A 14,092-nucleotide genomic window follows, 5' to 3' on the forward strand; every position below is an offset into this window, starting at 1 on the left:
TTATGGCAGATAACACATTTGATGCAATAGTAATCGGGTCGGGTATCAGCGGCGGCTGGGCAGCAAAGGAACTTTGCGAGCAGGGGCTTAAAGTGCTGATGCTGGAGCGTGGTGCCGAGCATAAACATATCACCGATTATAAAACTGCCAACAAAATGCCTTGGGAGTTTGAATATCGTGGCAAAACAACTCAGCAGCAAAAAGAAGACTACCCTGTTATTCACAGAGGATGGGCTGCCAATGAACGTGTAATGGATGCATGGGCCAACGAAAAAGATTCGCCCTATACAGAAGTAAAACCATTTACCTGGTGGCGTAGTTACCGTATGGGTGGTCGTTCTGTTTTATGGGGACGGCATAGTTATCGCTGGAGCGAACTTGATTTTGAAGCCAATGCTAAAGACGGGTTTGGTATTGATTGGCCCATCCGTTATAAAGACATTGCTCCATGGTATGATCATGTAGAACGGTTTGCAGGTATCAGCGGCTCAGTAGAAGGTTTACCTTATCTCCCCGATGGGCAGTTTCTTCCTCCTGTGCCGTTGAACATTGTTGAAAAAGATGTAGCAGCAAAGATCAAAGCGTTTTATAAAGGAGAGCGGCAAATGATCAACAGTCGTGTAGCCAATATTACGGTACCACACAATCAAAGACCGGGTTGCCAGTTTCGTAACCGTTGCTGGGAAGGTTGCCCTTTTGGTGGTTATTTCAGCACACAATCTTCTACTTTACCTGCAGCAGTAAAAACAAACAATCTTACTGTTCGTCCATTATCAATTGTAACAAAAATCCTTTACGATAAAGACAAGAAAAAAGCAAGCGGTGTAGAGGTGCTTGATACCATGGATAATAAAACCTATGAGTATAAAGCAAAGATCATTTTCGTTTGCGCATCGGCTCTAAACTCAACCTGGCTTTTATTCAATTCAGCTACTGATATATGGCCCGGTGGTTTAGGCAGCAGCAGTGGTGAGTTGGGACATAATGTAATGGATCATCACTATAACCTTGGTGTAAGCGGCGAAATAGATGGATATGAAAATGTAACTGAATATGGTCGTCGCCCAGCCGGTTTTTACATCAGCCGCTTTGCCAACACCCCGGGTGATAAACAAAGAAATTTTGTAAGAGGATATGGTTATCAGGGAAGCGCAAGCAGGCAAGGTTGGGGAAGAGTTGTCGCCGAACTTACTATTGGCAGCGAGTTAAAAGAAGCACTTACTGAACCCGGCGGATGGCGCATCGGTGCAACAGGCTTTGGAGAAATACTTCCTTATCATGAAAATAAAATTTCGTTGGATAAAGAAGTAAAAGACAAATGGGGTTTACCTGTTCTATCGATGGATGCTGAATTGAAGGAGAACGAGATGAATATGCGTAAGGACATTAAAGAAGATCTGCAGGCCATGTTTGAAGCAGCAGGTGTAAAAAATATATCTGCTTATGATTCAGGGCATGCAATGGGCCATGGTATTCATGAAATGGGAACAGCACGTATGGGTCGTGATCCCAAAACATCTGTACTGAATGGCAATAACCAAGTATGGGATGCACCAAACGTATTCGTTACTGATGGTGCATGTATGACAAGCGCTTCCTGTGTTAATCCATCTTTAACGTATATGGCATTAACAGCCAGGGCTGCTTCATTTGCTGTAAGTGAATTAAAAAAAGGAAACCTGTAAAAAAATAATTAAGCAACTTTAAAATCAACTTTTTATATGAATCGTCGTGATCTCCTAAAACAAATAGCATTACTTACCGGTGGTGCAGTTATTGGTGGCGAATTGTTTTTAGCTGGTTGTAAAACCGGGCCTAAAGTAGCAGCAGATTTTTCTGCCGCCAATATTTCTTTACTTGATGAAGTAGCTGAAACTATTATTCCTGCAACTTCAACGCCAGGCGCAAAAGCTGCTAAAGTTGGTGAGTTTATGAAAGTGATGGTAACAGATTGTTACACCCAGCGCCAGCAGGATGCATTCATGAGTGGTATTGGCGAACTTGAAGATGCCTGCAAAAAAATGCACAGCAAATCGTTTATGGAATGTACACCTGAACAACGCAAAGCATTATTAGTAAGTCTTGAAAAAGAAGCCAAAGAGTTCAATACCAAACGTGATGAAGCAGATAAACCATTGCGGGAAGAACATCATCAGAGAAATGAAACCAAGGCATGGAAAGATCAAACAGAGTTTGAAGGCGCACCAAGCCATTATTATACTATGATGAAGCAGTTAACGTTGACGGGCTTTTTTACATCTAAGACCGGTATGACAGAAACACTGCGTCATGTACCTATTCCAGGCAAGTTTGATGGTGAGTTCCCTTATGCAAAGGGTGATAAAGCATGGGCAGAATAAAGTATAAAGCAACGGCTTAGTTCTTGCAAACGTCTTTAAACAGCAAACGCTTACTTTAAACATACACTTCCGCTAAATGAATGTTTAGCGGAGGTTTCAATTTCACAAAAAATGGCTTACAATCGCAGATCATTCTTAAAAACTTCAGCAGCTGCCACTGCAGGTATTTCATTGGCAGGCTTGCCGTTAATTTCATGCGCAAATAAATCATTGGCTGATACAAAAAAGTATGGTCTTCAGTTATACACTGTGCGTAATGATGTTGCAAAAAATCTTGCAAGCACCTTAGATTATGTTGCCAAAGCAGGTTACTCGCAAATTGAATTATATGGTTTTGATGGTAAATCGTTCTTTGGTAAATCACCAAAAGAATTGAAGGCCATGTTTGATGGATTGAAATTAACATCACCCAGTGGTCACTATAATTTTGGCCCGGTGTTAACCGAAGGCAATCTTGATTTCTGGAAGAAAGTGCTCGAAGCTGCCAACATCATGGGTAATGAATATGCAACAATCCCGTGGTTAGATGCAAATCAACGTGGTGCTGATACACTTCCGAAACTTGTTGAGCTGGTGAACAAAGCTGCAGACCTTACCAAAGCTGCGGGCTTGAAACTGGCTTACCATAATCACGACTTTGAATTTAAGAAACTGGATAATGGTAAATCATTCCTTCAAACATTGTTAGAAGGCACAGATCCTTCCATGGTTGATTTTGAATTGGATATTTACTGGTCATCTTTTATGAATGAAGATGCGGTGGAATGGTTCAATAAATATCCAGGTCGTTTTACCATGTGGCATGTAAAAGATCTTACTGTAAATAAAGAAGGTAAAAAAGAGAGTACACAAGTGGGTGATGGTACCATCAACTTCAGTAAAATTTTTGAGCACAAGAAACATGCAGGTCTAAAATATGCATTTGTAGAACAAGAGGCATACACAATGCCAGAGGAAGAGTGCATTAAGAAAAGCATTGCTTATATGAAAAAGAAAGACTGGGGTAACAGTTGATCTTCTTTCATCAACGAGATAAAGCACAGGTCAAACGCCTGTGCTTTTTTATTTACGATCAGTTCATAAAATTCGTATAATTGGTGGCTTCATTTTTACTACATTCAGTTTATGAAAAAACTATTCTTCCTTTTCTTGCTGGTTTCAGCAATCCATGCAAACGCACAAACAAAAGATAAACAACACATCCTTTCCATACTTGACGCACAAACCAACTACTGGAATGCAGGTGATCTTGAAAACTTCATGAAAGGTTACTGGAAAAGTGATTCACTCATGTTCATCGGCAAGAGCGGTGTTACGTACGGCTACAACAATACTTTAGAGAATTACAGCAAAGGATATCCCAACAGAGATGCAATGGGCATTCTCAAATTCACTATCCTGAAAGTTGAAAAGATATCGGCTGATGCATACTTTGTTGTGGGCAAATGGCATTTAACAAGAGAGAAAGTAGGTGATGTTGAAGGACATTACAGCTTACTGTTTAGAAAGATAAAAGGAGAATGGGTGATTGTGGCTGATCACAGCAGTTGATTATAACTTCCCCTTCCACAACTTGTAATAGAAATAGATCAACCCGGCAAACGAAGCAAGAAATACAATGTAATAAATGATATTACCAATGCCGGGGCTGCCTTCAAAAAAGCCCCAGTTGAGGTATAAGCCAAAGGTCATGTGCAGCAACAGAAATAGTATACCCATTGAAACCGTTTGAATGATCCGCTTCAAAAAATCCTGGGCTTCCGGCTCCATACCACTCATAACATGTAAATTTTAAGGAAAGTTACGAACATAAAAAATGCTGTTGTACAGGAGTACAACAGCATACATATGATTTTGTTTTGTTACAGCGTAAACCGAATAGCAAAACCACCCCAGTTACCATAAAAGCCATTACGGTCAGCTCCGCCTAACTCAAAAGCTGGTTGCCAATCGAGAGCAAGATTCAATGGAATATTATTGAATTTATAATCAATACCCACAACACCATCAATACCCACTGCTGTAGAATTTTTGTATATGCTTACATGAGCACCAGGTCCTACATACCATTTCAACGAACCTTCTGTACTCAGGTTACCGTGAAATTCATACAATCCTGTAATGCGTGTACCAAACCTATCGAAATAACCGATAAGCTCTATTGCATTATTCTCTTTAATAAATGTTTTGATCGACACGCCGGCACCGGCCCACACTTTTACACCAATGGCTGTTTTATATTCGGTACTATTAGCAGTGCTGTTCTGTGACATTACAGCATTGACCGATGCTACGAAGAAGATAGAGAGTAAGATTTTTTTCATCTGTCTGATTTTTTTTATTGACTGTTCCTTAAGACGTTCTTTATAATTAAGGCCGATGCAAAAGTAGTTATTTCAACAGCAGGTTTTCAAATTGAGTACTGTCTCCACTGAATACATTAAAATCAACTTTACCGGGAATACCATTTACACGACCGCTTTCGCTGTGTTGCCAGAAATGCCAATCACGATCAATGCGTGGTGCAACCGGACGAAGATAATGTGCCACCCACAATGGATACTCATCAAATCCTTCTTTTAAGTACTGTTTATAAAAATCCGCATTCGTGTAAATAATAGGCTTTATACCATACGCCAGTTCAGTTGCATATAAAAATGCTTTCACCCGTTGTTGTAAAATGGTTTTGCTCACGCCATAGGTTTGCTCAACATCAAGCACCGGAGGCAAGTCACCTTTCTCCAGCTTTACACACTTCACAAAATTTCTTGCCTGCATCGTTCCATCTTTCGTGGCAATAAAAAAATGATAAGCTCCACGGGTCATACCTGCTTCTCCTGCTTTACGCCAGTTGCGTTTAAAGTGTGAATCGGTACCGCTGTTTCCTTCTGTTGCTTTAATAAACGCAAAGCTGATCTGCACACCTTCCACATTCATTCCTTTTACTGCATCCCAGTTTATGATCTGCTGGTAACGGCTTACGTCAATACCATGCATACTGTATTTTGTAGGAATAGGAATGCCAAACTCACGGTAGCGGATCATACCGGCCTGCCGTTCGAGCCACCAGTTACGCACAACTAAAAAAGCACCACCTGCAAATACAAGAGCTACAATAATAACAGGAAGATAGCGAAGTGATTTCTTTTTCTTGCGGGCCATAAACGGTTGCAAATCTAATTTCAACAAACAGAAAAACAGACGATCAGCAGGTTTTTAATTTTTTATTGGCGATTGGTTGCCACAGCATTGTTATTTTGCAGCATGCTGTGGCTGCTGCTTACACTTTTACTGTTTGTGCCTTATTCAATACTGTTGCTGCTGTATCGGTATTGGTGGAGTAAGTCTGCGACACTCAACCTTCCTGATTCATTTGCTGCAACCACATCCTTTACCATTCTTATTCCCGCACGCAACGAAGAAGAAAATATAAAAGCGTGCTTGCAGAGTATTCAACAGTTAAACTATCCGAAAGAGTTGATCGAAGTAATTGTGATCGATGATTTCAGTGACGATAATACGGTTGCAACTGCAAAACAATTTTCAGCTTTGCAGGTGATTGAGTTAAAAGATATACTGAAAGAAAAGATCAACTCCTATAAAAAGAAAGCCATTGAAGTGGGTGTTGAAAAAGCAACAGGTAAATACATTGTAACAACAGATGCTGATTGTACAGTTCCAACTAACTGGTTACGCAACTTTGCTTACATCATCGAATACCAACCAACAGTTTTTATTGCAGCACCTGTTGCTATGAAAGAAGAAAGTTCATTTATTAAATTATTTCAGTCGCTTGATTTTTTAACACTGCAGGGAATTACTGCAGCGTCTGTTGGCGCAGGTTTTCACAGTATGTGCAATGGTGCTAATCTCTGCTACAGCAAAGAAGCGTTTTACGCTGTTGGTGGTTTTAAAGGTGTGGACCATATTGCCAGTGGTGATGATATGCTACTGATGCATAAACTCTATCGCCGTTTCCCAACCCAAGTGCATTACTGCAAAGCAGCAGACAGTATTGTGCTCACCAACCCTGTTGAAAGGGTAAGTGAATTTTTCCGTCAGCGTATACGCTGGGCCAGCAAAGCCGATCAATATGATGATAAACGTATCTTCTGGGTATTGCTGTTGGTTTATTTGCTCAACGTATTGTTTGTTGTTCTTTTTATTGCTGCATGTTTCAACAGCAGTTTATGGATGCTCCTTGCTGGAAGTTTACTCTTCAAAACAATCATTGAACTTATTTTTCTGATACCTGTGGCCGGTTTCTTTCAAAAAGAAAAACTGCTGTGGTGGTTTCCGCTTGCACAGCCTTTTCATATTGTGTACACGGTTATTGCAGGTTGGTTGGGTAAGTTTGGAAAGTACGATTGGAAAGGAAGAACAGTGAAGTAGGTCACGGAACTGGCAGCAAAGCTTTATTTTTAATTAATGTCTGACACAGAATATTCCTTTACAAAAATCTTCTGGAAAAAACTCCGCCGGAATAAAGGCGCTGTTTTTGGCTTAAGCATTATTGTGTTGGCCTTACTCACTGCTGTGTTTGCATACATCCTTGCGCCCGATGCGACTCCTGATGCTAACCGTATAATCGTCGAGATCGCTGCAAAGAAGCCGGGCTATAAACAACAGTTCATTAAAATTGAACGTGAGCAGCAGAACAATTCTTCGCTCTCTGATCTTTTCTTTGGTGCAGAAGATCAATATCAATACATCCCTATCAGTTCGTATAAGCAAACAGGGAACGGTTATGCCGTTGAGAAATTTGTAGATGAAGGAGTAACTGAACCGTTGACATTTCGTTTTACCGGTCATCAAAAAGAAAGCCCGATCGTTACCAAAACCTTCTGGCTGGGTACCGATAAATTCGGCCGGGATATTTTAAGCAGGCTCATTGTTGGTGTGCGGGTGAGTTTAAGTGTTGGGCTAATTGCTGTGGCTATTTCGTTAACCGTTGGCATTTTTCTCGGAGCTGTAGCCGGTTATTTCCGTGGCTGGATCGATGAAGCTATTCTCTGGCTCATTAATGTAGTGTGGAGCATCCCTACTTTATTACTGGTGTTTGCCATTACGCTGGCTTTGGGCAAAGGTTTTTGGCAGGTGTTCATCGCCGTTGGCTTAACGCTTTGGGTGAATGTGGCCCGCCTGGTTCGTGGGCAGGTGCTCAGCATCCGTGAACTCAATTATATTGAAGCCACCAAGGCCATGGGCTTTTCGCATTCCCGTACGATTTTTAAACATATCCTTCCAAACATTATGGGCCCGGTGATCGTGATTGCGGCCAGCAATTTTGCCAGCGCTATCGTGATTGAAGCCGGTTTGAGTTTCCTGGGAGTTGGCGTACAGGCACCGCAACCCAGCTGGGGACTAATGATAAAAGAGAACTACAATTTCATTATCACTAACAATCCCATGCTGGCCATTGCCCCGGGCATTGCTATTATGCTGCTGGTACTGGCCTTCAACTTGCTGGGTAATGGGTTAAGGGATGGGTTGGATGTGAGGAGTTAAATTTTATCATGGAGGTACGAGGGAATCTGCCCGGCTCCTGCTATAATGTTCAAGAGATTCCTCCTTCGCCGGGATGACAGACAGGGCCGCCAATCCTTATTGCTGTTAGCTTTCCCGATAAATCCCTATTTTTGATGGAATTGACCTGTGGTAAAGGATTTGAGAACAGAAAAGGTCAACGTGTAAAGAAGGATTTTGTGAGTGAGCTTTTGAATTACTGATCGTCTTTAGTTGCGTCGCACTCTTGTACTACATTGCCAATATCGGCAACGTATTTCAACATATCTACTGAATTTCAGGCTTTAACAGCTGAATAGCCAACAAAGCGTACAAGTGAGTGACACAACCAAAGCTTTATAGACATTCCCCGGCTTGCCCCATCCTCTCTTCTTATTATTAACTTTTTAATTCTCATAATAATGAGTTGTACAAGTTGTAGTACGGGTAAACCGGGCGGTTGCAAAAGCAACGGTGGCTGCAGCACAGGAGGTTGTAACCGGTTAAATGTGCACGATTGGTTGGCAAACCTGCCTTTCAGCGACCCCGACAGCGATTGCCGCATTGTGGAAGTAACTTTCAACAACGGAAGCCGGAAAGAATTTTACCGCAACAATACGTTGCAAACCTTCACCAAAGGCGACATGGTGGCGGTGGAAGGTGTAAGTGGTTTTGATGTGGGTATGGTAAACATCAGCGGTGAGCTGGTGCGTTTGCAGATGAAGAAAAAGGGTGTGAAAGAAGATAACCCGGATATTAAAAAGATCATGCGCCGGGCCAACGAAATGGACCTTCAGAAGTGGAGAGAAACCAAAGAGCGGGAAAAACCAACACAGGTAAGAGCAAGGGCTATCATCATTCAGCTGAAGCTGGACATGAAACTGATCGAAGTGGAATTCCAGGCCGATGGACGAAAAGCTACTTTCTATTATACGGCCGAAGACCGTGTTGATTTCCGTGAATTGATCAAAATCTATGCGAGTGAGTTTAAGATAAAGGTGGAGATGAAGCAAATCGGTATTCGTCAGGAAGCAGCGAAGATCGGTGGCATTGGCAGCTGCGGTCGTGAACTTTGCTGCAGCAGCTGGCTCAGCGATTTCAAAAGTGTAACAACAACCATCGCCCGTTACCAGAATCTCACCATCAATCAAACAAAACTCAGCGGCCAGTGTGGTCGTTTGAAATGCTGTTTGAATTATGAACTGGATACCTACCTCGATGCGTTGCAACATTTCCCGAATAATGCTGATACGTTAGAACTTAGTCGTGGTACTGCACAGCTCATTAAAAAAGATATTTTTAAAAACCTGATGTGGTATGTGTTGCCCGACAGCAACAAACAATACCCAGTTCCTATTGAACGTGTAAAGGAGATCAGGTTCATGAATGTAAAAGGTCAACGTCCTGATGAGTTAGGTGCTATTGAACTTTCACCTGCAAAAGCTGAAGAGAAAGAACATGCACACGTGGAGTTGGTTGGACAGATCAGCTTGCGCACGCTGGAACGTAACAGCAAAAAACGTAAAGACAAAGAGCGTTCGCAGCAGCAAAAACAACAAGGCGGAGGACAGCAAGGGCAACAACGTCCGCCACAACAACAAAGACAGCAGCAACAACGACCACCACAACAGCAACGTGGGCAGCAAGGGCAGGGCGGTCAGCAAAATAAACAAGGTGGACAAGGACAGCAACGTCCGCCACAACAGCAAAGACAACAGCAGCAACAGCGCCCACCACAACAGCAACGAGGTCAGCAGCAACAACGACCGCCACAGAACAAACCACCTCAACAAAACAGGCCGCAGATCGAAAAGAAAAAAGATCCGCCGCCACAAAATGATAACGCATAAGCAAACGAACCCCGACGAGAGTTGGGGTTTTTGTTTTAACCAAACCTAATGATGTTTGTAACATACATTTGAAATCAACCACATTAAACATTTCGTAACTTACTATAATGCCACGCTGGATGAAACGCTCCTTTATGATTCTCGGAATTATTTTATTGCTATGGCTTGTTATGGCGCAAAGCTGTATGAAAATGCGCATGAGCGATAGTAAAGCCAAATTACAATTTGAAGAAGCTGGCGTGCAACTGCAAACACCTGTTAAGACGATCAATGGCTTTCCGCTGCATTACGCACAAACTGGTAGCGATACATTACCTACGTTGTTATTTGTACATGGCACACCCGGGAGTTGGGATGCATTTGCTGCTTACCTGCGCAACAAAGAATTATTACAGCATTACAGAATTATTTCCATTGACCGTCCGGGTTTTGGTTACAGCGATTTTGGTAATGCCATGAATTTAACTGAACAAACAACTATCATCAGTGCATGGATGGATTCTGTTTATAACAACAAACCATTTATCATCATTGGCCATAGTTTGGGCGGACCAATGACCATTAAACTTGCCGCAGCACGACCACAATACACAAAAGCGTTGGTGATACTCGCAGGTTCACAAGATCCTGCTGCAGAAAAGCCGGAGAAGTGGCGACCCGTTTTATTTAAAACACCGTTGAATTATTTGGTACCCGGTGCCATGCGGCCAAGTAATGAAGAGTTATGGTATTTGAAAAAAGATTTAGTGGAGATGAAACCAGAGTATGAAAAGATCACCTGTCCTGTTTATATCTTACACGGAACAAAAGACATCCTTGTTCCATACAGCAATGTGGCTTACACCCAACAGATGCTCACGAAAACAGATTCGGTGTTTGTTACCACATTCGAAAAAGAAAATCATTTTATTGTTTGGACGAGAGAGAAAGAAATTGTGGAGTTGTTGATGAAGTTAAAGTGAGTTGTGATTGACTACCTACGTTTATAGAGATTCAGTTTTAAACAAAAAGTACCTGGCAAATAAAATAACAATCACTGTCCACAGTAAGTAACCCAATGCAAGGTAAAACCAATATTGTTTGAATTTATACTCTTTCCGTTTGTCTAGAATAATGGCTGCAATGATATTATGTAAAAAAATAAAAAAAGGAAACACAACAAGTATAACCTTATACTTTATATCTAAACCGGTTTCTCTATCGGGTTTGTATAGTGAATCGTGTGTACTGATTAGCTGATTGATTTCATCAGTAGGTATTCTTCTACTGTCAAATTCTGCATTTGCATCTTTCCTGATATTACTATCTAAGGATGTATTTCGAATAATTGGAAATTGGAAAGTTGAGAAAAATTCATATTGCCGATTTATTTCTCCAACAACACTTTATACAAAGCATCCTGAATCTTCCCTCTTACATTCATCGTTAACAATTTTGTATTTGTTCCGCCTTCGGGATGCACACGGTTGCTTAAGAAAATATACACGATCTTAGTCTCAGGATCAGCCCACACACCGGTGCCGGTATAACCTGTATGTCCGAATGTTGACGGCGATACACTCAATGCAGGATAAGGCTCTTTTCGTGTAAGATTATCTTTCTCCGGTTTATCAAATCCCAATCCTCTTCTGCTGGTTTCACTGCCGTATGCAATAAATTTCGCTACCGTTTCAGGTTTAAAAAAAGTATACTGACCAATTGTTCCGCCGTTGTTCAGCATTTGTAAGATCACTGCTAATTCATATGCCGTGCTGAACAAACCTGCATGTCCTGCAATGCCACCAAACATAGCTGCACCGGGATCATGCACATCACCTCTTAATAACTGCCGGCGAAACTGCACTTCACGTTCGGTTGGTACAATTCGGTTAACTGGCATGCGCTGCAACGGCAGAAATCCTGATGATTCTAAATGCAATGGTTCATAAAATGTTTTACGTACATATTCATCGAGCGTCAACCCTGTAAGTTGCTCAACAACTTTTCCGAGAAAGATAAAATCATTATCACTGTACACATATTTTCCATACGGTCCCATTTCACTTTGCAGAATACGTTGATACATGGTATCACGCCAGTCATTACGCATGTAAAATGTATCAGCTACACGAATGGCATAATCTTCACTTGGTCCGTTTGCATATAAACTATCGTATGGTGTTCCTGTAACAGTATCGATCGTTTCCTTGAAAAAAGGAATCCATGATTTTAAACCCGCCTGGTGCAATAAAATATCCTGTATGAGCAAATCCTGTTTATTCGTGCCATTTACCCAAGGCAGGTAATAACCAAGCCGTTGATTCAAATCGATCTTTCCCTCTTCATACAACTTCATTACCGATATTGTGGTGGCACAGATCTTTGTTACCGATGCCATATCAAACACCGATTCCAATGTCATTGGTTCCTGTTGCTCATACGTATAATAACCATACGCTTTTTCAAACATGATCTTGCCATCTTTTACTGCCATCACCACACAACCCGGCATTGCTTTTTTCTGAATGGCATCTGCAACAATTGAATCGACAGTGACAAACTTTGATTCATCCAATAAATTCAGTGGCAGATCACCCATGGCAGGCATCATGTATTCAAGCCCTGTTCCGTATTTAATATTCTCACATACTGTCACCGGTAGTTTTCCTGTTGGTCGTTGTTTACCGATCAATACATCAAAAGCCGCAGCCTGTGTATGAGCATCATCTTCGTAACAAACCACACTTGTCTTTACATCGCAGAAATTCTTTAATGCGTACGGATTACCAAATAACAATAATGCAGCTTGTGGTAATTCAGATAACTGTTTTGCTAATTGCAATGCTGAAACACTGATACCGAAATTGTTTTGTGGTCTGCGGCTATAGTTATGCATACCAATTACTACATGACTGTAATTCTGTTTGATCAATTCAACCAATGATAAGATCCGTCCCGCATCACTTTTATAAGAAAAGAAAAAGATGTCTGCTTTCAGTTCATCCTTCATCTTTTGCGTAATTACATTCGCTGTTGTAGTGCCAATAGCTATATATGCGATCTTCTTTTCTGTATTGGTTGCCTTTCCCATAAAAGATAACGCAGCTGAAGAAAGCGGCAACAGGCTTTGATCATTCTTTACCAGTGTTACTGAACGTTGAGCGATCAGTTTACGAATTGCTTCAGTACTGCTGTTAAGATCAGTCACCAGGTTATTGGTGTCAATTGGTTTTACGTCACCCAAACCATATAAATATTTCGCCATCAATACACGGTGTACACGACTGTTGAGATCGTCCCAACTCAACTTTTTCTTTTTGATGGCTGACTTGATTTTTTTAATAGCAGCGGGAATGTCAGAAGGCAAACACAAGAGATCATTTCCTGCGATCAGCGATTGTACACTGGCTGCACCATCAGGATAAAACTTTTTCACGCCCTGCATTTCCAATGCATCGGTAAACGTTAAGCCTTTATAACCGAGTTCTTCACGCAACAACTTGGTTACGTTATTATATGATAAAGATGTCGCTTGGTTTTTTGTATTGTCAATTGCAGGAATATACAAATGGCCGATCATAACACTACCCACACCGTTTTCAAAAATTTCACGGAAGGGGTAAAGTTCTAATGAATCAAGTTGCTCTTTTGTTTTGTTGATAATGGGCAGATCGTAATGACTGTCTGTTTCTGTATCACCATGACCGGGAAAATGTTTGGCACAAGCCATCACACCCACATCCTGCATTCCTTTCATTACCTGCACACCAAATAATGCTACTTTGTAACGGTCTTCACCAAAAGAACGATCATTGATCACAGGATTGTTTGGATTGTTATTTACATCAACAACTGGAGCAAAGTTTACCTGTATGCCTATGCGTTTGCATTGTTCGCCTAATATCTTTCCATAGTCGTATGCAATTGCTGCATCCTGCACTGCGCCCAACATTAACTGCCTCGGTAGTGATACCACACTATCCAAACGCATACCCAAACCCCACTCACCATCGATGGTGATCATCAACGGAGTTTTTGCAATGCTTTGATAGAAGTTGGTGAGATTGGCCTGCCGAACCGGACCACCCTGGAAGAAACAAAGTCCACCCACATTGTATTTCTGAATAAGATCGGTTACCTGTTTTACATGCGCCGCTCCAAGATTACTGTGTGCACGGATGATCATCAATTGTGCAATACGCTGATCGTTATTCAAGGTTTGCATCACACTATCGGCCCACCGCTTTGCCAGTTCCTGTTTCGATTGCGAATAGCTAAGAGAAATGGTCGCAATACAAGCCAATGTCAGTATAAGTTTTTTCATGTAAGTTTTCTGCTTTTTTCGATCCGCTTAAAGGTAACGAATTATCCTTCGACGGTTGGTTGAAGTAACGTAAA

At 41.4% G+C, this 14,092-nt stretch carries 12 protein-coding genes; 8 read left to right on the top strand and 4 right to left on the bottom strand.

Translation table 11 applies throughout. The annotated features are described in order from the left end of the window. Positions 1-2 precede the first annotated feature (2 nt). From WG954_RS04595 to WG954_RS04610, 4 genes are all read left to right on the top strand, one after another. Positions 3-1,685, top strand: coding sequence for a GMC oxidoreductase (locus tag WG954_RS04595; protein ID WP_340434074.1), 1,683 nt, complete (start codon positions 3-5; stop codon positions 1,683-1,685). Positions 1,686-1,721: 36 nt separating this feature from the next. Next, a complete protein-coding gene (locus WG954_RS04600) occupies positions 1,722-2,360 on the top strand; it encodes a gluconate 2-dehydrogenase subunit 3 family protein (RefSeq protein ID WP_340434076.1) in 639 nt (212 codons plus the stop codon). A gap of 111 nt (positions 2,361-2,471) precedes the next feature. Next, the gene (locus WG954_RS04605) at positions 2,472-3,374 is read left to right on the top strand and encodes a TIM barrel protein (protein ID WP_340434078.1); all 903 of its coding nucleotides are present in this window, start codon (positions 2,472-2,474) and stop codon (positions 3,372-3,374) included. 111 nt (positions 3,375-3,485) lie between these two features. Next, entirely contained in the window at positions 3,486-3,911 is a 426-nt protein-coding gene (locus tag WG954_RS04610; RefSeq protein ID WP_340434080.1) for a YybH family protein, read from the top strand. Here the strand turns inward: WG954_RS04610 and WG954_RS04615 are convergent, their stop codons facing one another. The 3 genes from WG954_RS04615 to WG954_RS04625 all read right to left on the bottom strand — a co-directional run bounded on the left by WG954_RS04615 (position 3,912) and on the right by WG954_RS04625 (position 5,522). Beyond that, on the bottom strand, positions 3,912-4,139 hold the full coding sequence (locus tag WG954_RS04615; protein ID WP_340434081.1) for a hypothetical protein: 228 nt from the start codon (positions 4,137-4,139) through the stop codon (positions 3,912-3,914). Between the two features lie 83 nt (positions 4,140-4,222). Beyond that, positions 4,223-4,684 (bottom strand): hypothetical protein, encoded by a 462-nt coding sequence (locus WG954_RS04620; protein WP_340434083.1) that lies wholly within the window; start codon positions 4,682-4,684, stop codon positions 4,223-4,225. 67 nt (positions 4,685-4,751) lie between these two features. Continuing rightward, positions 4,752-5,522, bottom strand: a complete 771-nt coding sequence (locus WG954_RS04625; protein WP_340434085.1) for a glycoside hydrolase family 25 protein — start codon at positions 5,520-5,522, stop codon at positions 4,752-4,754. A gap of 102 nt (positions 5,523-5,624) precedes the next feature. Between WG954_RS04625 and WG954_RS04630 the strand changes: the two genes are divergently transcribed. The 4 genes from WG954_RS04630 (at position 5,625) to WG954_RS04645 (ending at position 10,677) form a co-directional block, all read left to right on the top strand. Next, positions 5,625-6,752 carry a glycosyltransferase gene (locus tag WG954_RS04630; protein ID WP_340434087.1) on the top strand — a complete coding sequence of 376 codons (1,128 nt, stop codon included), beginning with the start codon at positions 5,625-5,627 and terminating at the stop codon, positions 6,750-6,752. Positions 6,753-6,788: 36 nt separating this feature from the next. Continuing rightward, positions 6,789-7,868, top strand: a complete 1,080-nt coding sequence (locus WG954_RS04635) for an ABC transporter permease (protein ID WP_340434089.1) — start codon at positions 6,789-6,791, stop codon at positions 7,866-7,868. Between the two features lie 419 nt (positions 7,869-8,287). After that, complete coding sequence (locus WG954_RS04640; protein WP_340434091.1) at positions 8,288-9,715, top strand: PSP1 domain-containing protein; 1,428 nt, start codon at positions 8,288-8,290, stop codon at positions 9,713-9,715. Between the two features lie 134 nt (positions 9,716-9,849). Next, positions 9,850-10,677 (top strand): alpha/beta fold hydrolase, encoded by an 828-nt coding sequence (locus WG954_RS04645; protein ID WP_340434093.1) that lies wholly within the window; start codon positions 9,850-9,852, stop codon positions 10,675-10,677. A gap of 404 nt (positions 10,678-11,081) precedes the next feature. Here the strand turns inward: WG954_RS04645 and WG954_RS04650 are convergent, their stop codons facing one another. Further along, on the bottom strand, positions 11,082-14,018 hold the full coding sequence (locus WG954_RS04650) for a serine hydrolase domain-containing protein (RefSeq protein WP_340434096.1): 2,937 nt from the start codon (positions 14,016-14,018) through the stop codon (positions 11,082-11,084). Between the last annotated feature and the right edge of the window lie 74 nt (positions 14,019-14,092).

It is taken from the genome of Lacibacter sp. H375 (genome assembly GCF_037892425.1).
Taxonomy (GTDB): Bacteria; Bacteroidota; Bacteroidia; order Chitinophagales; family Chitinophagaceae; genus Lacibacter.

Bases quoted from the DNA above. Each gene is read 5' to 3' on its own strand.
- WG954_RS04595 (WP_340434074.1), top strand. From the start codon at position 3: ATGGCAGATAACACATTTGATGCAATAGTAATCGGGTCGGGTATCAGC.
- WG954_RS04600 (WP_340434076.1), top strand. From the start codon at position 1,722: ATGAATCGTCGTGATCTCCTAAAACAAATAGCATTACTTACCGGTGGT.
- WG954_RS04605 (WP_340434078.1), top strand. From the start codon at position 2,472: ATGGCTTACAATCGCAGATCATTCTTAAAAACTTCAGCAGCTGCCACT.
- WG954_RS04610 (WP_340434080.1), top strand. From the start codon at position 3,486: ATGAAAAAACTATTCTTCCTTTTCTTGCTGGTTTCAGCAATCCATGCA.
- WG954_RS04615 (WP_340434081.1), bottom strand. From the start codon at position 4,139: ATGAGTGGTATGGAGCCGGAAGCCCAGGATTTTTTGAAGCGGATCATT.
- WG954_RS04620 (WP_340434083.1), bottom strand. From the start codon at position 4,684: ATGAAAAAAATCTTACTCTCTATCTTCTTCGTAGCATCGGTCAATGCT.
- WG954_RS04625 (WP_340434085.1), bottom strand. From the start codon at position 5,522: ATGGCCCGCAAGAAAAAGAAATCACTTCGCTATCTTCCTGTTATTATT.
- WG954_RS04630 (WP_340434087.1), top strand. From the start codon at position 5,625: ATGCTGTGGCTGCTGCTTACACTTTTACTGTTTGTGCCTTATTCAATA.
- WG954_RS04635 (WP_340434089.1), top strand. From the start codon at position 6,789: ATGTCTGACACAGAATATTCCTTTACAAAAATCTTCTGGAAAAAACTC.
- WG954_RS04640 (WP_340434091.1), top strand. From the start codon at position 8,288: ATGAGTTGTACAAGTTGTAGTACGGGTAAACCGGGCGGTTGCAAAAGC.
- WG954_RS04645 (WP_340434093.1), top strand. From the start codon at position 9,850: ATGATTCTCGGAATTATTTTATTGCTATGGCTTGTTATGGCGCAAAGC.
- WG954_RS04650 (WP_340434096.1), bottom strand. From the start codon at position 14,018: ATGAAAAAACTTATACTGACATTGGCTTGTATTGCGACCATTTCTCTT.